17 protein-coding genes are annotated in these 18,891 nt (G+C 64.5%); 6 read left to right on the top strand and 11 right to left on the bottom strand.

Annotated elements, in window-relative coordinates:
- Positions 1–93: 93 nt before the first annotated feature.
- The 3 genes from QRM96_RS04115 to QRM96_RS04105 all read right to left on the bottom strand — a co-directional run bounded on the left by QRM96_RS04115 (position 94) and on the right by QRM96_RS04105 (position 3,623).
- Positions 94–858: a hypothetical protein gene (locus QRM96_RS04115; protein ID WP_285318496.1), complete on the bottom strand. Its 765-nt coding sequence runs from the start codon at positions 856–858 to the stop codon at positions 94–96.
- Positions 859–1,022: 164 nt separating this feature from the next.
- On the bottom strand, positions 1,023–1,697 hold the full coding sequence (locus QRM96_RS04110; RefSeq protein ID WP_285318494.1) for a DUF6318 family protein: 675 nt from the start codon (positions 1,695–1,697) through the stop codon (positions 1,023–1,025).
- 198 nt (positions 1,698–1,895) lie between these two features.
- On the bottom strand, positions 1,896–3,623 hold the full coding sequence (locus QRM96_RS04105; protein WP_285318493.1) for a purine-cytosine permease family protein: 1,728 nt from the start codon (positions 3,621–3,623) through the stop codon (positions 1,896–1,898).
- A gap of 217 nt (positions 3,624–3,840) precedes the next feature.
- Here QRM96_RS04105 and bioB point away from each other — a divergent pair, with 217 nt between their 5' ends.
- The 4 genes from bioB to QRM96_RS04085 are packed head-to-tail and all read left to right on the top strand — an operon-like array spanning position 3,841 to position 6,116.
- Entirely contained in the window at positions 3,841–4,860 is a 1,020-nt protein-coding gene (gene bioB, locus QRM96_RS04100) for a biotin synthase BioB (RefSeq protein WP_285318492.1), read from the top strand.
- On the top strand, positions 4,857–5,153 hold the full coding sequence (gene bsaP / locus QRM96_RS04095; RefSeq protein ID WP_285318490.1) for a biotin synthase auxiliary protein BsaP: 297 nt from the start codon (positions 4,857–4,859) through the stop codon (positions 5,151–5,153). Before bioB ends, bsaP begins: the two co-directional genes overlap by 4 nt.
- 51 nt (positions 5,154–5,204) lie before the next feature.
- On the top strand, positions 5,205–5,639 hold the full coding sequence (locus tag QRM96_RS04090; protein WP_026264709.1) for a pyridoxamine 5'-phosphate oxidase family protein: 435 nt from the start codon (positions 5,205–5,207) through the stop codon (positions 5,637–5,639).
- Positions 5,640–5,657: 18 nt separating this feature from the next.
- Positions 5,658–6,116 (top strand): very short patch repair endonuclease, encoded by a 459-nt coding sequence (locus QRM96_RS04085; protein ID WP_018762221.1) that lies wholly within the window; start codon positions 5,658–5,660, stop codon positions 6,114–6,116.
- Positions 6,117–6,242: 126 nt separating this feature from the next.
- Here QRM96_RS04085 and QRM96_RS04080 read toward each other — a convergent pair whose 3' ends face one another.
- Positions 6,243–7,460 carry a glycosyl hydrolase gene (locus QRM96_RS04080; RefSeq protein WP_018762220.1) on the bottom strand — a complete coding sequence of 406 codons (1,218 nt, stop codon included), beginning with the start codon at positions 7,458–7,460 and terminating at the stop codon, positions 6,243–6,245.
- A 247-nt stretch (positions 7,461–7,707) separates the two neighbouring features.
- On the opposite strand from QRM96_RS04080, the gene QRM96_RS04075 reads away from it, so the two are divergent.
- Complete coding sequence (locus QRM96_RS04075) at positions 7,708–8,118, top strand: Hpt domain-containing protein (RefSeq protein ID WP_018762219.1); 411 nt, start codon at positions 7,708–7,710, stop codon at positions 8,116–8,118.
- Here QRM96_RS04075 and QRM96_RS04070 read toward each other — a convergent pair.
- A complete protein-coding gene (locus QRM96_RS04070; protein ID WP_208294429.1) occupies positions 8,091–8,855 on the bottom strand; it encodes a response regulator transcription factor in 765 nt (254 codons plus the stop codon). The two genes, QRM96_RS04075 and QRM96_RS04070, sit on opposite strands and share 28 nt — an antisense overlap.
- Before the next feature lie 94 nt (positions 8,856–8,949).
- Between QRM96_RS04070 and QRM96_RS04065 the strand changes: the two genes are divergently transcribed.
- Positions 8,950–10,605, top strand: coding sequence for a sensor histidine kinase (locus tag QRM96_RS04065; protein WP_133832487.1), 1,656 nt, complete (start codon positions 8,950–8,952; stop codon positions 10,603–10,605).
- Between the two features lie 11 nt (positions 10,606–10,616).
- On the opposite strand, the gene QRM96_RS04060 is transcribed toward QRM96_RS04065, so the two are convergent.
- From QRM96_RS04060 to QRM96_RS04035, 6 genes are all read right to left on the bottom strand, one after another.
- Entirely contained in the window at positions 10,617–11,864 is a 1,248-nt protein-coding gene (locus QRM96_RS04060) for a 5-methylcytosine restriction system specificity protein McrC (protein WP_285318486.1), read from the bottom strand.
- A complete protein-coding gene (locus QRM96_RS04055; protein WP_133832488.1) occupies positions 11,851–14,082 on the bottom strand; it encodes an McrB family protein in 2,232 nt (743 codons plus the stop codon). Before QRM96_RS04055 ends, QRM96_RS04060 begins: the two co-directional genes overlap by 14 nt.
- Before the next feature lie 83 nt (positions 14,083–14,165).
- Complete coding sequence (locus tag QRM96_RS04050) at positions 14,166–14,423, bottom strand: PLD nuclease N-terminal domain-containing protein (protein ID WP_285318484.1); 258 nt, start codon at positions 14,421–14,423, stop codon at positions 14,166–14,168.
- 66 nt (positions 14,424–14,489) lie between these two features.
- Positions 14,490–14,906, bottom strand: a complete 417-nt coding sequence (locus QRM96_RS04045; RefSeq protein ID WP_018762213.1) for an acyl-CoA thioesterase — start codon at positions 14,904–14,906, stop codon at positions 14,490–14,492.
- 38 nt (positions 14,907–14,944) lie between these two features.
- Positions 14,945–17,026 carry an ABC transporter ATP-binding protein gene (locus QRM96_RS04040; protein WP_133832490.1) on the bottom strand — a complete coding sequence of 694 codons (2,082 nt, stop codon included), beginning with the start codon at positions 17,024–17,026 and terminating at the stop codon, positions 14,945–14,947.
- Positions 17,023–18,756, bottom strand: a complete 1,734-nt coding sequence (locus QRM96_RS04035) for an ABC transporter ATP-binding protein (RefSeq protein WP_285318482.1) — start codon at positions 18,754–18,756, stop codon at positions 17,023–17,025. The genes QRM96_RS04040 and QRM96_RS04035 overlap by 4 nt, the downstream gene beginning before the upstream one ends.
- Positions 18,757–18,891 lie beyond the last annotated feature (135 nt).

Raw genomic sequence — 18,891 nt, 5'->3', positions numbered from 1 at the left:
ACTGTCCATGCCAACTGTAGGGCGCGTGCAACTATTCCTTCTGGGACCGGGATCACATTCTTGGACTTTGGGCGTTCGGATCCGGGAGCGGGCTCAGCGCGGTGTCACGGCACCTGGGCAACCTTGGCCTTGGGGGTTGGCGTTGCAGTCGTCCGCGTAGTTGCGGGTGAGCGAACGCCAGACGCTGATGCCTTCCGGCGGGGCGCTGAACTGGCCTTGGCCCGGGATGGGCAATGGTGGACCGGAATTCACCGAGTACGTGCCTTGGAAGGACGTCATCAGCACCACCTGGAAATCCCCGGTTGCGGCGTAGGCGTGGCTGGTCCGCGTCTTTTCTCCCCACCGATCCTGCGGGAGGGGACCTCCCATAGACGGCTGGGGGCCGAACACAGTCCCGTCACCGTAGTTCCAGGTGTACTGGACGGGTGTTGCCACGACATGGACCTGCTGGCCGAACATGGTGATGTCGAACTGCTGCTCGACGGCCTCCGCGTAGAAATTGGTTTCGGCGCCACGCAGAGTATTGGGGCTGGGCTGGGCCACGACGCTGCCCGCATTCACAGGCAGGTTCTGGAATTGCCGTTGAATGTCCGCAGCGATCCGTGGCAGGAGATCCTCCGGTTTGGCATCGTAAAGGCAGGTGGGGCCTGAGTGGTGTGCCCAGACCGCACCGGGAACACCGCGTGGCCGCGAGAGCCACATGACCGGAATACCCTTGGCGCCGTCTTCCCTGTCCTTGCAGTCGAGCTGTCGGCCAAGGCAGGGAGTGTCGAAGTCTCCGCCGCCAAGGTGGCACTGCAACTCGTATTTGTACTCGTTGGGGTCAGAAACAACGGCGCCGGGTTCAGGCGGAACCATGTGACCTGTTGCTGGATCCATAGTCCAGCTGTCAATATCAATGCCTACTTCACCAAAGTCAGCTTCAAGACCATCGTCCGCAAATACGGGAGAGACCGGCGCGCAGATGGCGCAAAACAAAATTGCCAGTAAGACTACAAGACTTCGCGGCCCTGACTTGAGCATCAGCGTATCGGGTGCAGGTCGTTGACGCGCCAAGCGCCATCCACGTAATTGGCTAATAGTACGTTGCCGGTATTCGACCCATTGCTCGCGGCTCTGAATTCCTTGCCGCCAGTCTCGTAGTAGCTAATTGGAGACTGCAACACCTGCAATATGACCTGGACGTTGCCGTCGCTAGACCTCTCAAAAGATGTAGTGATGGCTGGAGTAGTGATTTTTCCGCCAGCCAACCATCGACCGCCTTGATAGTTGGTGGTTAGAGAAGCGGTGAGTTTCGAGCAGTATTCGCAGTTTCGGTCCGTGACTGACTGCAATCCGGAAACGTCCCCGGTCTGATAGGCGGAATTCAGCAGATCGAACCAGTACTTAGCAAACGCCTCGAGCCCTTCCTTCGTCTCCGTCTTTGCCACATCAGGAAGCATGGGGACGGGGACGTGCTGGGCGGGGCCGGATGCGTCGGCCGGCTTGTAGACGGCGCTGGGCGTCGGGGTTGGGGTGGCCGCGGCGCTTGGCGTGGCGCTCTCCGATGCAGCCGGCGAGGTTGTGCCTGGATCTGCGGGTGATGAGCCCGCGCAACCGGCCAGCAGGAGCGAGCCCGCAATCACAAGGGCCCCCGCGGTGGACCGCTGCGGACGGGACCAAAAAATGCGCGACGTAAAAGGCTTCTGTAGTGTCATGGGCCGCTATTCCCCCAGTAGTTTCAAGACGGCTTGCTCCGAACAGTGACTTAAGGGTAGCCCAGGTCACAATGTGGCGCTAAGACTTATCCACAGGCCAACGTCCTCGGTTCTACCACCAGCCCGCAGCACGGAAAAGTCATAAAGGAAGCCGGCGCCATACGGCACCGGCTTCCTTCCTGAGAAAAGAATGAACTGCTATTTCGCGGCCGGCAGCACCAGTTCGCCTGTCTTGTCGGTGGACAAGGCGAGCGACGAAACGTACTGCGGTCCGCCGTCGGGGGCGTCTTGCGCTGAGCGCACCATGTCCGGCCGTTCGAATTCCATCCCGGTCACGTGGCAGAGGAGCTTGGCGTCGCTGGGGTTGCCGTCGGCGTCGAACATGGAGAGCTCAATGCCGTCATCCGTGCGCCGCAGGTAGTACCTCCCCCGGGTGAGCACCGCGAGGACCGGAGGAAGGACCAGCGCCAGGCCCACGGCGAAGATCGGCGAGTACGGCTGGATGGCGGCCCCGAACGCCCCGAAGAAGACAGCGATCGAAACACCGGCTGACACCAGCATGGACACGAATCCCACCGGGTTCACGGCGTACAGCATGCCGCGGCGGAACTCCGGCACCTTGGGCGAGATCTTGAGCAGGTACTTGTTGATAGCGATATCGGACGCCACCGTGACCACCCAGGCCATGGCGCAGTTGGCGTAGAACCCGAGGATGGTGTTGAGGAAATCGAACATGTTCGCTTCCATCAGGACAAGGGCGATCAGCAGGTTCACCACCACGAACACCATCCGGCCCGGGTAGGTCTTGGTGATCCGGGTGAAAGAGTTGGTCCACGCCAGCGAGCCTGAATAGGCGTTCGTCACGTTGATCTTGATCTGGGAGATGACCACCAGCACCACCGCCAGGGTCATGGCCAGCCAGGCCGGCATCATTTCCTGGTAGACGCCCAGGAACTGGTGAACCGGCTCGTTGGCCGTTGCCGAAGCGGCAGGGTCCAGCGTGGCGATCAGGTAGATGGCAATGAACAGCCCCACGATTTGCTTGATGGCACCGAAGATCACCCAGCCCGGACCGGCCAGGATGACAGCCCGCCACCAGGCTCCCCTGTTGGCATCGGTACGCGGCGGCATGAACCGGAGGTAGTCGATCTGCTCAGCGATCTGCGCCATCAGCGACAGGCACACCCCGGCGGCAAGCATGACGGATGCCAGGTTGGGGCCGCCGTCCCCGGACGCGCCGGTGTACGCAAAGAAGCTGTCGATGCTCTCGGGGTGGGAGAAGAGCAGGTAACCCACCGGCACCACCATCAGGAGCAGCCAGAGCGGAGTGGTCCACACCTGCAGCTTGGCAAGGGTGTTCATCCCGTAAATGACCAGCGGAATGATGATGATGGTGGACGCGGCGTAGCCCATCCACTGCGGAATTCCGAGCCCCAACTCCAGGCCTTGGGCCATGATGGAGCCTTCCAGCGCGAAGAAAATGAAGGTGAACGTCGCGAAGATGACGTTGGTGACCACGGACCCGTAGTAGCCGAAACCGGAGCCACGGGTGATCAGGTCCAGGTCGATGTTGTAGCGGGCAGCGTAGTAGGCCAGCGGGAATCCGGTGGCGAAGATGACGACGGCGGCCACCACAATCCCCAGGATCGCGTTGACCGTTCCGTAGGAAATGCCGATGTTGGCGCCGATCGAGAAGTCTGCAAGATACGCGATGCCGCCCAGCGCGCTGGTGGCCACCACCCCGGCGCTCCACTTGCGATAGGAACGCGGCGCGAACCGGAGCGTGTAGTCTTCCAGGCTTTCCTTGGTGGCGTTGAGGGCGGCGGTGTTGCCCGCCGTCGTGGTCGCCGGAGGATGTCCGACGACGGCGGCCCCGGCGGGTGCCGCGGGTTCCAGCAACTGCTGGGTATCCAGGTCCTGGCTCATATGCCTGTCTCTTTCGATGGGAGGGGAACGTCTCGAAGCGACGCTATCCAGCCGAAACGACAGGCCGGTCACGGAACTGTTTCGGCAGCGTTAAGTATTGACTGCAGGTGTCAACAAAGTCCGCGATCCCGCCTTGTATGCGGTCCACAAAAACAGCAGGCGCGCACCGAACTAGCGTCGGAAAGGAAAGGACATGACGGCGAGCCAAAGGACAGCAATGACGAATTCCCCTCCCTTGCAGGACCACTCCATCCTGGAAACGGCCAGGCGGCAGGTCCTTGAACAGGGCGCCGGCCTGGCCCGGGAACAGCTGCTGGACGTCCTCCGCCTTCCTGACGAGGCACTCCCGGCGCTCCTGGAACTGGCCCACCACGTCCGGTTAAGGCATTGCGGCGAAGACGTGGAAGTGGAAGGCATCATCTCCATCAAGACCGGAGGCTGCCCCGAGGACTGCCATTTCTGCAGCCAATCCGGGCTGTTCGATTCCCCGGTCCGCGGCGTATGGCTGGACATACCGGAACTGGTCAAGGCCGCCAAGGAAACCGCAGCCACCGGCGCTACGGAATTCTGCATCGTGGCTGCTGTCCGCGGCCCCGACATCAAACTCATGAACCAGGTCAAGTTCGCCATCGACCGCATTAGGCAGGAAGTGGACATCAATATCGCCTGCTCCCTGGGCATGCTGACCCGCCGGCAGGTGGAGCAGCTGGCCGGCTGGGGCGTCCACCGCTACAACCACAACCTGGAAACCGCCCGCAGCTTTTTCCCGCAGGTGGTCACCACCCACACCTACGAGGAACGGCTGGAAACCTGCGCCATGGTCAAGGATGCCGGCATGGAGCTGTGCTGCGGGGCACTGATCGGGATGGGTGAAACCCTGGAGCAAAGGGCCGAACTCGCCGCGCAACTGGCGGCCCTTGGACCACACGAGGTTCCGCTCAACTTCCTCAACCCCAGGCCGGGCACGCCGCTCCAGGACCAGCCGCTCATGGACGGCAAAGACGCCCTGCGGGCAATCGCGGCTTTCCGGCTGGCCATGCCCGGTACCGTGCTGCGCTACGCCGGCGGCCGCGAACTGACCCTCGGCGACCTCGGTACCCGGCAAGGCCTCCTTGGCGGCATTAACGCCGTGATTGTCGGCAACTACCTGACCACCCTGGGCCGCCCGGCCACCGCCGACCTGAACCTCCTGGTGGACCTGAACATGCCCATCAAGGAATTGCAGAAAACCCTGTGAGCACCCCGGACCTGATCCCTTCAGCTGGGACGCCCTACTGCGAACTCTGCGGACTTCCACTGCAGCCCCGTTCCCTGCACGGGAACGCGCCCACGGAGGAGAACGCGCCGCCCAAGCAGGAGGAGGACGACGGCGGCGACGCACCGCCGTCGTACCACCACACCAGGTGCGCGGACCTTCTCCAGCTGGAACCGCCGCGCTTCTGCGCGTCGTGCGGCCGCCGGCTCCTGGTCCAGGTTTCCCCGCTGGGCTGGTGGGCCAGTTGCTCCCGGCACGGATTGCATGCTTCGTAAGGGGGACTCCGGACTCTGGTGCGTTTCCAGCCGGACGAGAACAATGGCGGCATGATGTTTGAACATGCGGACGGCAATCCCGTCCTGGAACTCGACGATGAGCAGTCCTGGCGGCTTCTGGCGGCCACGCAACATGGCCGGCTGGTGGTTTCCGTTGCGGGCGAACCCGATATTTTTCCGGTGAATTACGTGACGTCGAACCGGAAGGTCTATCTCCGGACGGCACCAGGGAACAAACTGGCGCAGCTGACCATCAACGCCCGGGTCCTTTTTGAGACCGATGGCATCCTGTCCGCTGAGGCGTGGTCCGTTGTGCTGCGGGGCACGGCGCGCGTGCTGAGCAACTCGGACGAGCTGGCCGCCATTGAAGAGCTCGGCCTGAAAACCTGGGTTCCCACGCTCAAAGACTTCTACGTGGAGATCACCCCCTCCTCCGTGAGCGGCAGGCACTTCGTTTTTGGCGAACAGCCGGAGCGCGAGATCTAGCACTCCTAGACTGGAAAGATGCCAGGCACCTCCAGCGCGGCCGAACCCACCGCGGACAAGCTCTCCCCGGAGAGGCGAAGCTGGAACATGTCCAGGATCCGCGGCAAGGACACCAAACCGGAGTTGCTGGTGCGCCGGCTCCTGCACGCCAAGGGCTACAGGTACCGCCTGCACGGCACCTCCGCCGGCACCAAGCTCCCGGGCAATCCGGACCTGGTTTTCGCCGGGCGCCACAAAGTGATCTTTGTCCATGGCTGCTTCTGGCATTTCCATACCTGCCGGGTGGGTCAACACGCACCCAAGGCCAATGCGGACTTCTGGAAGGCAAAACGCACCCGCACCCGTGAACGCGATGCCGATCAACTGCGCCAACTGGAAAGCGCCGGCTGGAAGGTGCTGACCGTCTGGGAGTGCGAAATGAAGGACCGTTCAGCCCTCGAAACCCACCTGCTCGAGTTCCTCGATGGCCGCCCCTGACACCGCAATCTTGAGGCAATCTTTGGTTGTTTCCGCCGCCGTCCTTGATCCGGGCAGGACAAGATCATTGGGTTGCCGGGATACGGCAGCCCGCCACCCGTCGTTCCGGAGCAGCGCCCCTATCCCCTAGCTCCTCCGGGCCAACAAGGCTGACTTGAACGCGGTGGCCGACGACGCGCTGCTGTTGATGCGCCAGTCGGTTTCCTTTTGCATGTGGAACCAGACGAAGCCCATGACGTCTGGCTGCGCGGCCAGGTAGGACACCAGGTCCGTGTTCCACGTCGGCTTGGAACCGCCCAGCTCGCTGGAGGCGGTCTCGGCAATCAGGACCGGTTTCCCCGGGGCAAGGGAACGGAGCTGGGTGATGCCCGGGGCAAAGAGGTCCACGGGTGAAACCCAGCTGCTCCAGGTTTGCGACGTGCCCCAGTTGTAGCCGTCCAGGGCCACGACGTCGACGTATCCCCCGCCCGGGTACAAACCTGCCAGGTCCGTGGACCCCCAGTAGGGCACGTTGGGCGACCACACCCACTGGACGTTGGCGGCACCCGTGGCGGCGACGACGTCGTGCACATGCCGCCAGGCGGCCACGTAGTCGCCTGGCTGGTTGCCGTTGACGCCCTCCGCCCACGGGTACCAGTTGCCGTTCATTTCATGGGCGAAACGCAACATCACCGGCTTGCCCCAGGCAGCGATTGACTGGCCCCACTGGGTGATGGTCGCGTCGAAATCGCCGGCGGCCACCCGGTCCAAAGCGTAGGCAGGCTGGTTCACCCCACCACCCCACGCCCACGGTTCCCAGGTGACCAACGGGGTGGCACCCCGGGAGCGGGCGGCGTCCATCTCAGCCACCGGAGGCGCTTGGAGGAAATCCTTGTAGATCATCAGGATGGACGGACTTTCCCCGGCAAGGGTGGCTACCTCGTCCAACTCACTGCCGGCCAACGGCCCCCCGGCGTTGGCCACCCCGAAGCGAAGGGCCGCGCTGCTGACGGTGGGAGGGGCCGGCGCCGGTTGCACTACGAACGTGGCGGATGCCTTGATGGACGAGGTCTTGGCGGCAATGGTGATGCTTCCGGTGGACGCGGCAGGAATGGTGATGCCGGTACTGAACGCCCCGGTGGAGCTGGTCTGGAACGCGAAAGTCGCCGAACCCACAATCACCGTCCCGGTAGTGGAGGCCTTGAACCCGGTTCCGGCGACGGTCACGGCGGAGCCGGCCGGACCGGACGCCGGGTTGAGGGTGATTTGAGGCGAGGTGGCCGCGCTGGCTGGTTGGACCGCGGCCACCACCAATCCGGAGGCCACCAACAAAGCCAGGACAAAAATCTTCAGCGAACGAAACACGGCAATCTATCCCCAGATTTGAAGGCGGCCAGGCCGCTTGTGTGGTAGCGCGAAAAGCACTGGCTTGATGATAGGGCCAAAAACCGCAATCTCATCAAGAAACCCGCAATTAATTTCCCAACCCCGGATGCCGCCCGGGAACAGTCCTAACCTGAACAAACACCGGTTCCCACGCCTAACCGCGTGGTTCCAGAGTCCGCAATTTCACGTGGTTCCAGAGTCCGCAGTGTCAGCCGAAAGGAGTGTCATGAGCACCTCAGATGATGCACCCAGACCGCTGGTGGACCCATCGGTCCTGGACCGTTTGCGGGAAGAGCTTGAGGAGGAAGAGGGCTACGGCCGGGTCTTCGTGGCCAACTTCATCGACTACCTCCCGGAGCGGCTGGAAAAGCTGAGGCTCGCCCTCACCACGGGTGACCTGGAAGGTTCAATGGACGCGGTCCTCAGCCTGAAGACGGCAAGCCAAATGGTCGGTGCTGAACGGCTGGCGGGCATGGCCCAGGACCTGGAAGCCGAAATCAGGGCCGAGGCCCGCCACGCTGACATGTCGGTGGCGTTGCCGAGGCTGGCGGCGACGTTCCTGCGGCCCATCACCCAGTGCAGCCGGCAGACCATCCACCGGTTACAGGCTCAGTGTTGTCCCGGCGCCAACCGGTAACCGACCCCGCGGACTGTCTGCAGCCACCGCGGCTGCTGCGGCGAGTCGCCCAGCTTCTTGCGAAGGTTTCCCATGTGGACTTCGACGGAACGTTCGTCAGCCTCGCTGATGTAGCTGCCGACGTCGTAATCCTCGTCCCGGAGCCGGCGCACCAGGTCCGACTTGGTCCGGACCGTGCGGCCCGCCTCGAGGAGCGCGTACAGCAGCTCGAATTCGGTGCGGGTCAGGTTCATTTCCGTGCCGTCGACGGTTACGGTACGGGACGCGTAGCTCAACTCAAGGCCGTTGTGGCTGAAGTTTCCACGCTCCGGGTGGGCGGCGCCGTCCGACGACGGGTCCACCGCGACGTCGCCGGGGTCCGGAACGGACCGTGGGCGCCGCATCATGGCCGCGACCCGGGCACGGAGCTCCCGGGGCCGGAACGGTTTGGTGAGGTAGTCGTCCGCACCCGATTCGAGCCCGATCAACGTGTCCAGCTCTTCGGTACGCGCCGTCAACATCACAATATAGGCGTCCGAAAACTCCCGGATCTGCCGGGAAACTTCAAAGCCGTCAATGTCCGGCAGTCCCAAATCCAGCGTAATAACGTCAGGATTCAGGCTCTTGGCCATCAAGACGCCCTCAGCGCCGCCACTGGCGACGGTAACGTCAAATCCAGCCTGGGTCAGCACAGTGCGAACCAGTTCCCGAATGTCGTGGTCATCTTCGATGACCAGACCCACACGTGCCTCACTCATAGAGCCCCCTCAGTGCCAACGTCAGAAGTATAGCTGGCTGCGGATATCCTGCTGGTATGGTCTCGAACACTCCGACTTCCGCGTCTACCGAACGATGAGCGCCCCGACGGCCTGGTCATCCGGTCGGCTGCGGTTTTTCAAGCGGCCCTTCCATGAATACCGGCTGACGGACCGGGTGGCATTGAGCCAGATGCCGTTGTTCGTCACCACTCTCCTCACGGCATTCCTGGTGTGGGCGTTCTTCCCGGACACCATGGGCAATCCCCTGTTCGTCACCTTTCTCATCTCCCAGCTGGTGCTCATGGCGCTTTGCTACGCCGTCCCGTGGGACCGGCTGCCGTACACCAGTTTCCTGGCCATCCCGGTGCTGGACTTCATCTCTATTGGTGCAGGCCGCGAGGGCGGCCAGGAAAGCCTTACCGGAATCAGCCTGCTGGCCGTGTTCCCCGTCATCTGGCTCTGCGCCTCCGGGTACTACCCCAAGGCGGCACTGTGGTTCTCCTTCCTGGGTCCACTGGCCATCATCTGGGTGCCGCTGCTCCTGAAAGGCAACTACACCCCGCAGGACTTCGCCCGGTCCCTCCTGCTGCCCGTCATGATGCTGGGGATTGGAGTGTCCGTGAGCGTCCTGACGCTGAGCATGATGCGCCAGCAGAACCAGCTGGAGGACAAGGACGAGCAACTGCGGGCCAGCCTGCGCACCAGCAAGCGGCAGGAGTCGCTGCTGAACACCGTCCTGGATACCGTGCACCTTGGTGTCCTGGCGGTGGACGCCGACGGCCACGACGTGCTGATGAACCGGAAGCAACGGGCCAACCACGAGCTGGCACGGCCAAAGGATATTGCGGACCCCAACGAGTCCCAGCTCCTGGTCTTCGGCCCGGACCGGAAGACCCTGGTCCCCGTGGCGGAACGTCCGGTCCGCCGCGCCGTCCTGGGGGAAACCTTCACCGACTACCTGGTGTGGCTGGGTGAAGGAAGCCAACAACGGGCCCTGGTGACCACAGCCCGGCCCATGAAGGATTCGGACGGCCGCTTCGCCGGTTCCGTGATCGTCTTCAGCGACGTCACGGACCTGGTGAACGCCCTCGCCGCCAAGGACGACTTCGTCTCCAGCGTCTCGCACGAGTTCCGCACCCCGCTGACGTCCATCCTGGGCTACGTCGAGATCCTGCTCGCCGACGAACCGGACCAGTCGCAGCGGGAGATGCTGGAGATCATCCACCGCAATTCCGAGCGGCTCCTGACCCTGGTCTCGGACCTGTTGTCCAGCCGGAACGGCCAGTTGATCGTCACACCCCACACCGTTGACGTGGCCGAACTGGTGCAAAGCAGTGTGTCCTCGGCGATGCCGCGGGCTGCCGCGGCCGGGGTGGAACTGCGTGCCGAAACTCCGCCGCAGCTCGAGGCCCACGTGGACAGCGCCCGGATCTCGCAGGTGCTGGACAACCTGGTGTCCAACGCCATCAAGTATTCCCCCGACGGCGGCCAGGTGGTGGTCTCGCTGGCGCAGGAGGACGGACACCTGGCCTGCAGGGTATCGGACACGGGCATGGGCATGAGCCCGGAAGACGCGTCGGAGGTTTTCGCCAAGTTCTTCCGCACCAGCAACGTCCGGCGCACCGCGATCCCCGGGGTGGGGCTGGGCCTGCCCATCAGCAAGGCGATCGTCGAGGCCCACGGCGGGACCATCGACGTCGACAGCACGCTCGGGAAGGGGACGACGTTTACGTTCCGGGTGCCGGTCTGACTTCGACCGGCTCAACCACCGGTGGTTGAGCTTGCCGAAACGCGGGCGACTTCGCCCCAGGACTGCCGGGCAAGGTCCCGGATGGAGTCCAGGATGTCCGACGGCGGCTGGCTGAGGTCCAGCGGGAACTCCACAATGTCGATGTCCGTGTTCAGGATCCGGCGGAGTTTCATTTCGCCCTTCCCGGCGTAGACGAGCCAGGCGGTAGGCACCGCAAGGGCGGTGCAGTGCGCCAGCATCTGGTAGTGGTCAGCGGTCAGGGAAGCACCGGCGTCGGAGGCTGCCCGGTATTTGGCGTTGTAGGCCACCACCGGGCGCCCACCCAGCAGGTGCACGGCGTCCGGACGGACGGACAAACGGTCGGAATCGCGCACGGCCTCGCTGAGCAGGGCGTTGTAGCGAAGCCGCAGCTCCCCCGGGTAGGCGGCCATCGCGCTGCGCAACGCGGTGCCCACAAAATCCTCGAACACCTGCGCCATGTCCACCACGAATGAGGCCGTCTGCTGCTTGCCCTCGCCTGATTCCGCGGAGGCGTTGCGCAGGATCAGCTCGGCCAGGCGCAGGACGGCGTGGTAGCGCAGGTTCATCCTGGTTGGCTTCCACGGCGGAACCGGCGCCCCGGACGGAAGGCGGGTGACGGCGTCGAGCTTTCCCTTCAGCTGCCGCAGCCGGCCCAGCACCTCCGGCCGCACGCCGGGCACCTGCCCCATTCGTTCCAGGGCCGCCCGCAGGATCCGGTTTTCCGCGATGTCCTCGGTGAACTCGTCGTAGGAGACCTCCAAGGGAACCAGCATTCCCGGCCGGCGTGAGATCTGGTCCGAAATCCGGATCCGCCCCTTGACGGTCCGCAAGGATTCGTCCACTGTGAGGTAGCCCTGCAGGACGCCGCGGCCCAAGGCGCGTTCGGCCAATTGCGCCAGGGATTCCGCCAGCGCACTCCAAAGGTCGCGTTCTTCGTCGGCGGCCACGGCGTCCGGGCGAAAGCCCTGTTCCCCCGCGTAGCTGAGCAGGAACAGGAGCCTGCCCAGACCCAGCCGGTCCTTGGGCCGGACGTCGAGCTGCACCGTTGGGGTCCGCACGGAGCCCACCTTGCCCACCGGCTCGATCCGGTACAACCCCATGCCCATAGGCGAGGCCCTGGCCAGGCCGCTGGCGTTCAGGAAGGACGCGCTTGGTGCGTCCAGCCGTTCCACCATGCCGCCGGACAGCTCGTCCAGGACCAGGTGCCGGACGGACGCCCGGGGGTCAGCGCGCTGCAAGGCGTCCCAGCAGCTGGTCCAGCCCGAAACGTTCCTCCAGCTGGGCCCTGGTCAGCTGGCCATGGTAGTGCTCCTCCAGCAGCGGCATGAGCTCGTATTTCCAGATCCGGCGCAGCCCGGCCGGGGTCTGGGCTGCCGGTTTCATGAAGTAGGACGGCCCGATCATCAGGTCCCGGTCCCATTCGTCGATGGCACCGTTGAGCGCATCCAGCAACAGAGCCGGGGTGGTGTCCAGCTGCCGGGTCGCCAGGAACCGGAGCAGGGACCCCTTCACCGGCTCCGTCTGCGGGTGCAGCTCAATGAAGGAGAAACGGCGCCGGATGGCGGCGTCCATCATGGCGATGGACCGGTCCGCGGTGTTCATGGTGCCGATGATGTAGAGGTTGTCCGGCAGCGTGAAGGGTTCGTTGGGGCTGTACTGCAGGTAGATCCGGTCATCGCGGTATTCCAGCAGGAAGTACAGCTCGCCGAACACCTTGGCCAGGTTGGCGCGGTTCATCTCGTCAATGATGAGGAAGTACGGCTTCTTCTCGTTCCCGGGTTTCGCGGCTTCTTCCGCCAACCGGCGCAGGGGGCCGGCCACCAGTTTGAAGGAGACCTGTCCGTCGTCGGTCTTGTCCGGCCGGTATCCCTCGAAGAAATCCTCGTAGGCGTAGGACGGGTGGAACTGGACCAGTTTGACGCGTTCGTCCGTGGTGTCATCCGCCAGCTCCGCCGCGAGGTGCTTGGCCAGGTAGGTCTTGCCGGTGCCGGGCGGACCGTAGAGGACCACCTGGCGGTTTTCCTCGAGCAGCTCGGCGATCTCCTGGAGCGGTTCCAGCTCCATGTGCAGGGACGCGGCGAACTCGGGCGTCAGTGCGCGGAAGCCCTCCTGGACGGGGGGTACGACGGCGGCGCCTTCGGTTTCGGCGTCTGGCTCGGTCTCCGCTTCTGCGGGCAGGAGCGCCTGCAGCGCCTGCACCACCCTGGTGGCGTCCACGACGATGCCGGGCGTGCTGAGCTGGCGCTGGACGTGGCGGGGCAGGCTGGTGGTGGCGTGGCCGACGTCGAACCAGCGCACCTTGCGCCGCAGCCGGCGGTTGTCGTCGTTGTACTCCGGCTCCCCCAGCACGCCACCCAGCCGCACCGTACCGGCGTGCTGGTAGAGCACCAGGTCCCCGGGCTTCATGACGGTGAGGAACGCCAGGGCAGCGGTTTTGGTGTCCTCACGCTCCACGTAGCCAAGGTGCTTGTAGTCCTCGTCCACGGCGTGTTGGACCACGCCTGCACTGACCCCCGGCTCCAGGGGGCGGAGATGTTCGACGTCCAGGGTCACTTTCTCCTCCGCGTGCCAGGCTGTGAGGAGCTCGGGGTGGTCGCCGTGGGTCCGGAGCAGCCAGGCCCGCCGTCCGGGGTCCCCGACTTTGCGCCACTGGCTGACCAGTTGCCGGGAGTACCAGTCGATGCGCTGGCCCGCCTGCTCGTCCAGGTGCAGGCGGATGCGGTGGATGTCCGCGGTGATGTCCTCTTCGCTGTCGCCGTTGGCCCCGCCCACGAGCGAGGCGAACGCGTCACGGATTTCCTGCCGCTCCACATCCGCCACCACGGGCTCGAAGTAGCTGGGCCACGCCAGGAATTCGATGCTGCGGCGGATGGCAGGCTGGTCATCCGGCGTGGAGGCCGCAAGGCGGTGGAACTGCAGGGGATCCTTGATGGCGGCCTGCACCACGGCGGCCGGCCGCTGTGCGACGTTCCGGACGAACCGGCAAAGCCACTTGAGGTGGTCCCAGATGGTCCAGTTGAATTCAGCCGTCCGGTCGCGGATCACGCCGTGGTCCGTCATGCCCGCGTAAAGCTCTTCGGGAAGCTCAAGCGGCGGCTCCAGCCAGCCGGCGGCCTCGGCGACGCGGGCGCGCTTGACCTTGAGGGATTTCACTTCGTGGGCCAGCGGCAGGGACTGCAGGAAGAGCAGCTCCACCGCCAGTTGCTTGGCTCCACGGGTGGCGCCGCCCAGGTTCTCGCGGAGGTTGGTCATCATCGGCGCCTTGGCGTCCGGAATACCCCGCTCCAGGCGGTCCAGAAGCTCTGAAGCCGCCGCGACCGACCACGTCCGGGTTCGCCCGTCCAGCGGCGACGCCTTTCCCTGCAGGCCCGGGCCCAGGACAAACCACGCTGCGTCTTCGATCTCCCTGGAGATGCCGAGGGCGCGGGTCATGGCAGCAATGGCGGTGGGGGTCATGCCCTCAAATTTACAGGGTCAAGCTGGGCGGCGGCTCCACGCCGGTTCGCTGCCGCCGCGGCCTGCCGTCCCCGCCTGCCGGTTTAGGCGCCGCCGGCAGACCGCTTCCGGCCAAAGACGAAGTACCCCATGGGTCCGATGAAGTTGACGAAGGAAGCCGCCCGCCAGGCAGCCTTCGGCCCGTTGATGAGCTCCGCAGGCCGGCGGGAGATGTCCCGCTGGGCGGCAATGAGCAGGGACACCTGCACAATCGCCGTCAGGACGGTGCCCGCCTTGCCGGAAGGGGACATCTCCTTCCATGTCTTCTTCTTCCGCGCGGCACGGTTCTTAGTCCTGGCCATCAGGGTTTCCTTTCGCTGTCCGTCGTAGGTCCAGTCCAATGGGTCGGGCCGGACTTGTACAGGGGCTTAGTGCCTGTACGGGGCCATCCGGTCCTTTTGTTCCTGGGTGAGCCTCAGTACCCTGCCGGTGGCTTCGTCCACGAACGCCAGGTGGCTGCTGGCCTTCACGCAGTCCTCCCTGCTGACGGGGTCCTGGAGGACGTAGTGGATGTCGAAACTGGCCCCCTTGACGGCGCCGATCCATACCTGGACCACGGCCGGGACGTTGCGGTACTCGAGTGTCCGTACGTACCGGATCTTATGGTCAACCACCAGGGCCAAGGTTCCGGGCGGAAGGTCATTGAAGAGGGACACGTGCGGCTCGATGCCCGGCAGGCCGGCGCCCCGGGGCGGTCCGAAGGCTGCGATCCTCGCCTCCTCCAGCATGCGTACGATCTGGACGTTGTTGATGTGGCCATAGGCGTCCATGTCGCCCCACCGCATGGGCACCAGGACTTCGATCCGGCCGCCCCCGTGCGCGCTCAGCTGTGCACCGCCGTCGAATCATCCACCGGCATCTCGCCCGCATCCGCACCGGCAAACTGGGACATGTACAGGCGGTGGTAGGCGCCCCCGGCCGCGAGCAGCACCTGGTGGTTGCCTTGTTCGACGATTCGTCCGTTCTCCATGACCAGGATGGTGTCCGCGTCACGGATGGTGGAGAGGCGGTGCGCGATCACGAAACTGGTTCGATCGCTGCGCAGTGCCGCCATGGCCTTCTGCACCAGCAGTTCCGTGCGGGTGTCCACGGAGCTGGTGGCTTCATCCAGGATCAGCAGCGAGGGGTTGGCCACGAAGGCGCGGGCGATGGTGATCAGCTGCTTCTCGCCGGCGCTGACGTTGTTTCCTTCCTCATCAATCACGGTGTCGTAGCCCTCGGGGAGCGCGCGGACGAAGCGGTCCACGAAGGTCGCCTTCGCCGCTGCCATGACCTGTTCCTCGGAGGCTTCGAGGTTGCCGTACCGGATGTTGTCGTAAATCGACCCGCCGAACAACCAGGCGTCCTGGAGCACCATGCCCACCTTGGAGCGCAGCTCCGCCCGGCTGAGGTGGGTCACGTCCACGCCGTCGAGCATGATGGAGCCGGAGTTGAGCTCGTAGAACCGCATGACCAGGTTCACCAAGGTGGTTTTGCCTGCCCCGGTGGGACCGACGATCGCGACGGTATTTCCAGGCTCGGCCGTGAAGGACAGGTCCTCGATGAGCGGCTTGTCAGGGGTGTAGCTGAAGGTGACGTTCTTGAAATCCACATGGCCGTCGGTCTTGGCGGGCAGGTGCTCGGTGGCGGTTTCCGCTTCCTCTTCGTCGGCGTCCAGGAATTCGAAGACGCGCTCGGAGGACGCCACGCCCGACTGCAGCATGTTGGCCATGCCGGCCATCTGCCCCAGCGGCTGGGTGAACTCGCGGGAGTACTGGATGAACGCCGTCGCATCGCCCAGGGACATGGCGCCGGAGGCCACCCGCAGGCCGCCCACCACGGCGATGCCCACGTAGCTGAGGTAGGACACGAACTGCATGACGGGGAAGATGATCCCGGAAACGAACTGCGCTCCGAAACTTGCCTTGTAGAGTGCTTCGTTGCGTTCCTCGAACCGCTCCAGCATGTCCGCATCCCGGCCGAACACGCGGACGAGGTCGTGCCCGGAGAACGACTCCTCGATTTGGCCGTTAAGGGTTCCGGTGTTCTTCCACTGGGCCGCAAAGAGCTTCTGGCTTCGAACCCCGATCATGCCTGCGGCCACGCCGGAGAGCGGGAGGGCGATCAGGGCGATCAGGGCGAGCTGCCAGGACACGATGAACATCATGATCACGATGCCCACCACGGTCAGCACGGAGTTGACCAACTGGGCAAAGGCCTGTTGGAGTGCCTGCTGGATGTTGTCGACGTCGTTGGTCACCCGGGACAGCACGTCGCCGCGCTGCCGGGTGTCGAAGTAGTTCAGCGGAAGGCGGTTGAGCTTGCTCTCGGTGTCGTCGCGCAGCCGCCGGATGACCTTCATGACAATGCGGTTAAGCACGTACCCCTGCAGCCACATAAAGATGTTTGCAACGAAGTACATCAGCAGGACCACGGCGATCAGCGTGGTGAGCTTGTCGAAGTTGATGCCGGTCCCGGGTACCAGTTCCATCCGCGACACCATGTCCGCGAAGTTGTCCTGGCCCTGCTGGCGAAGGCCGGCGACGAACTGCTCCTTGCTCGCCCCGGCGGGCAGCTGCTTGCCGACGACCCCGGCGAAGATGACGTCCATGGCCTGGCCGAGGATCTTGGGGGCGATGACATTGAGGACCACGGAAACCACCACCAGGCCCACCACGGCGTAGATGCCAACGGCTTCGGGCCTCAGCAGGCCCATGAGGCGTTTGGCCGATGGCCAGAAGTGTTCGGCCTTCTTGGCGGGCATGGCACCGAACATGCCGCCGTCCGCTTCGGTGGGCGTGAACTCCTCCTCGACGAAGTCCTCGTCGCCGGGCTGCCCGGGCGGGACCTCTCCGGCGCCTGCCGCCGGCTGGGCGGGCAGCGGGGTTTCTTCCATGGGGCTGGAGTCCTTCTTGCGGGCGCTCATGCCACTTCCTCCACGCTCAGCTGGGATTCGACGATTTCCTGGTATGTAGGCGACGTTTCCAGCAGTTCCTCATGGGTGCCGCGGTCCACGATCCTGCCGTTGTCCAGCACCAGGATCTGGTCGGCGTCGGTAATGGTGGAGATCCGCTGGGCCACGATGATGACGGTGGCGTCCGAGGTTGTGCCTTTGAGGGCGGCCCGGAGCCGGGCGTCCGTGGCCACGTCCAGGGCCGAGAAGGAGTCGTCGAAGAGGTAGACCCGGGGCTTCGTCACCAGCGCACGGGCAATGCAGAGGCGCTGCCGCTGGCCGCCGGATACGTTGGTTCCACCTTGTGCGATCCGTGATTCCAACCCGTTCTTCTTCTCCCGGACGAAGGACTCGCCCTGGGCTACCCGGAGCGCCTCCCACAATTCCTGGTCCGTGGCTTCGGTCTTGCCGAAGCGGAGGTTGTGCTCGATGGTCCCTGAGAACAGGTACGGACGCTGCGGCACCAGGGCCACCCGTTTGGTGATCTCGGCACGGTCCATGCGGTCCACCGGAACGCCGTCCAGCAGTACCTGGCCCTCCACGGGGTCGTACAGCCTGGGGAGGAGGGACAGGAGTGACGTCTTGCCCGCACCCGTGGACCCGATGATGGCAATGGTCTGTCCGGGCCGGGCCGTGAAGCTGATGTTGCTGAGCACCGGAGACTCAGCTCCCGGGTAGGCGAAGGTGACGTTGCGGTACTCCACCACGCCGGCCAGCGAGGCCGGGGCCTGCGGGTCCTGGGGATCGTGGATGGAGGGTTCCACGCCGAGCACCTCGCCGATGCGGTCGGCGCAGACGGAGGCGCGCGGGATCATCATTGCCATGAAGGTGCCCATCATGACGGCCATCAGGATCTGGAGCAGGTACTGCAGGAACGCCGTCAGCGATCCCACCTGCATGGCCCCGGCGTCCACCCTCTGGCCGCCGAACCATAGCACCGCGGCGGTGGACAGGTGCAGGATCATGCTGATGGCCGGGAACATCAGGACAAACAGTGCCCCAATCCGGAGCGAGACGTCCGTAAGTTCCTTGTTGGCACCGCCGAAACGTTCGGTTTCGAACGGTTCACGCACGAAGGCCCGGACCACCCGGATGCCAATGATCTGCTCCCGCAGCACGGCGTTGATCCGGTCGATCTTCCGCTGCATGGTGCGGAACAACGGCATGAGCCGGACCACCAGGTACCCCACCACGACTGCCAGCAGCGGAACCGATACCCAGACGAGCCACGACAGGTTGAGGTCCTCGCGCAGCGCCATGATGATGCCGCCGACGCACATGATGGGGGTGGCAACCATGAAGTTCAGCCCCATCAGCAGGAGCATCTGCACCTGCTGGACATCGTTGGTGCCTCGGGTGATCAAGGTGGGGGCTCCGAACCCGTTGACGTCCTTGGCAGAGAAGCTCGTGACCTTACGGAACACCGCGCGCCGCAGGTCCCGGCCCACCGCCATGGCCGTGCGGGAGCCGAAATACACGCCGGCAATGGCCGCACCCACCTGGGCGAAGGCCACCAGGAGCATCATGGCACCGGTACGCCAAATGAAATCGGTGTCCCCGCGCGCCACCCCTTCATCGATGATCTGCGCGTTCAGGCTGGGAAGGTAGAGCGCGGCGATGGTGGATGCAAGCTGGAAAACGACGACAGCAAGGATGTACGGCGCGTACGGTTTGGAGTAGCGCCGAATGAGGGTCAGGAGCATGGTTTCACTCTAGCGATCCCCACTGACATTGACGCCGGGCATGAATGCTTTTTCTGCCCCAAAGTGGTCCATGACCAGATGGAAATGCCGCAGCCCGCGCCCGGAGGGTGCTCCGGGCGCGGGCTGCGGCATTGG

The sequence above is a fragment of the Pseudarthrobacter sp. lyk4-40-TYG-27 genome, from assembly GCF_030209295.1.
Classification (GTDB): Bacteria; Actinomycetota; Actinomycetes; order Actinomycetales; family Micrococcaceae; genus Arthrobacter.
The sequence above is the reverse complement of the archived record's forward strand: the minus strand, read 5'-3'. Positions and strand labels throughout refer to the sequence as shown.

What these genes read in the sequence shown, in the direction of transcription:
- QRM96_RS04115 (WP_285318496.1), bottom strand. Translation starts at nt 858, where the DNA reads ATGGTTCCGCCTGAACCCGGCGCCGTTGTTTCTGACCCCAACGAGTAC.
- QRM96_RS04110 (WP_285318494.1), bottom strand. Translation starts at nt 1,697, where the DNA reads ATGACACTACAGAAGCCTTTTACGTCGCGCATTTTTTGGTCCCGTCCG.
- QRM96_RS04105 (WP_285318493.1), bottom strand. Translation starts at nt 3,623, where the DNA reads ATGAGCCAGGACCTGGATACCCAGCAGTTGCTGGAACCCGCGGCACCC.
- bioB (WP_285318492.1), top strand. Translation starts at nt 3,841, where the DNA reads ATGACGAATTCCCCTCCCTTGCAGGACCACTCCATCCTGGAAACGGCC.
- QRM96_RS04090 (WP_026264709.1), top strand. Translation starts at nt 5,205, where the DNA reads ATGATGTTTGAACATGCGGACGGCAATCCCGTCCTGGAACTCGACGAT.
- QRM96_RS04085 (WP_018762221.1), top strand. Translation starts at nt 5,658, where the DNA reads ATGCCAGGCACCTCCAGCGCGGCCGAACCCACCGCGGACAAGCTCTCC.
- QRM96_RS04075 (WP_018762219.1), top strand. Translation starts at nt 7,708, where the DNA reads ATGAGCACCTCAGATGATGCACCCAGACCGCTGGTGGACCCATCGGTC.
- QRM96_RS04070 (WP_208294429.1), bottom strand. Translation starts at nt 8,855, where the DNA reads ATGAGTGAGGCACGTGTGGGTCTGGTCATCGAAGATGACCACGACATT.
- QRM96_RS04065 (WP_133832487.1), top strand. Translation starts at nt 8,950, where the DNA reads ATGAGCGCCCCGACGGCCTGGTCATCCGGTCGGCTGCGGTTTTTCAAG.
- QRM96_RS04055 (WP_133832488.1), bottom strand. Translation starts at nt 14,082, where the DNA reads ATGACCCCCACCGCCATTGCTGCCATGACCCGCGCCCTCGGCATCTCC.
- QRM96_RS04050 (WP_285318484.1), bottom strand. Translation starts at nt 14,423, where the DNA reads ATGGCCAGGACTAAGAACCGTGCCGCGCGGAAGAAGAAGACATGGAAG.
- QRM96_RS04045 (WP_018762213.1), bottom strand. Translation starts at nt 14,906, where the DNA reads ATGCGGTGGGGCGACATGGACGCCTATGGCCACATCAACAACGTCCAG.
- QRM96_RS04040 (WP_133832490.1), bottom strand. Translation starts at nt 17,026, where the DNA reads ATGAGCGCCCGCAAGAAGGACTCCAGCCCCATGGAAGAAACCCCGCTG.
- QRM96_RS04035 (WP_285318482.1), bottom strand. Translation starts at nt 18,756, where the DNA reads ATGCTCCTGACCCTCATTCGGCGCTACTCCAAACCGTACGCGCCGTAC.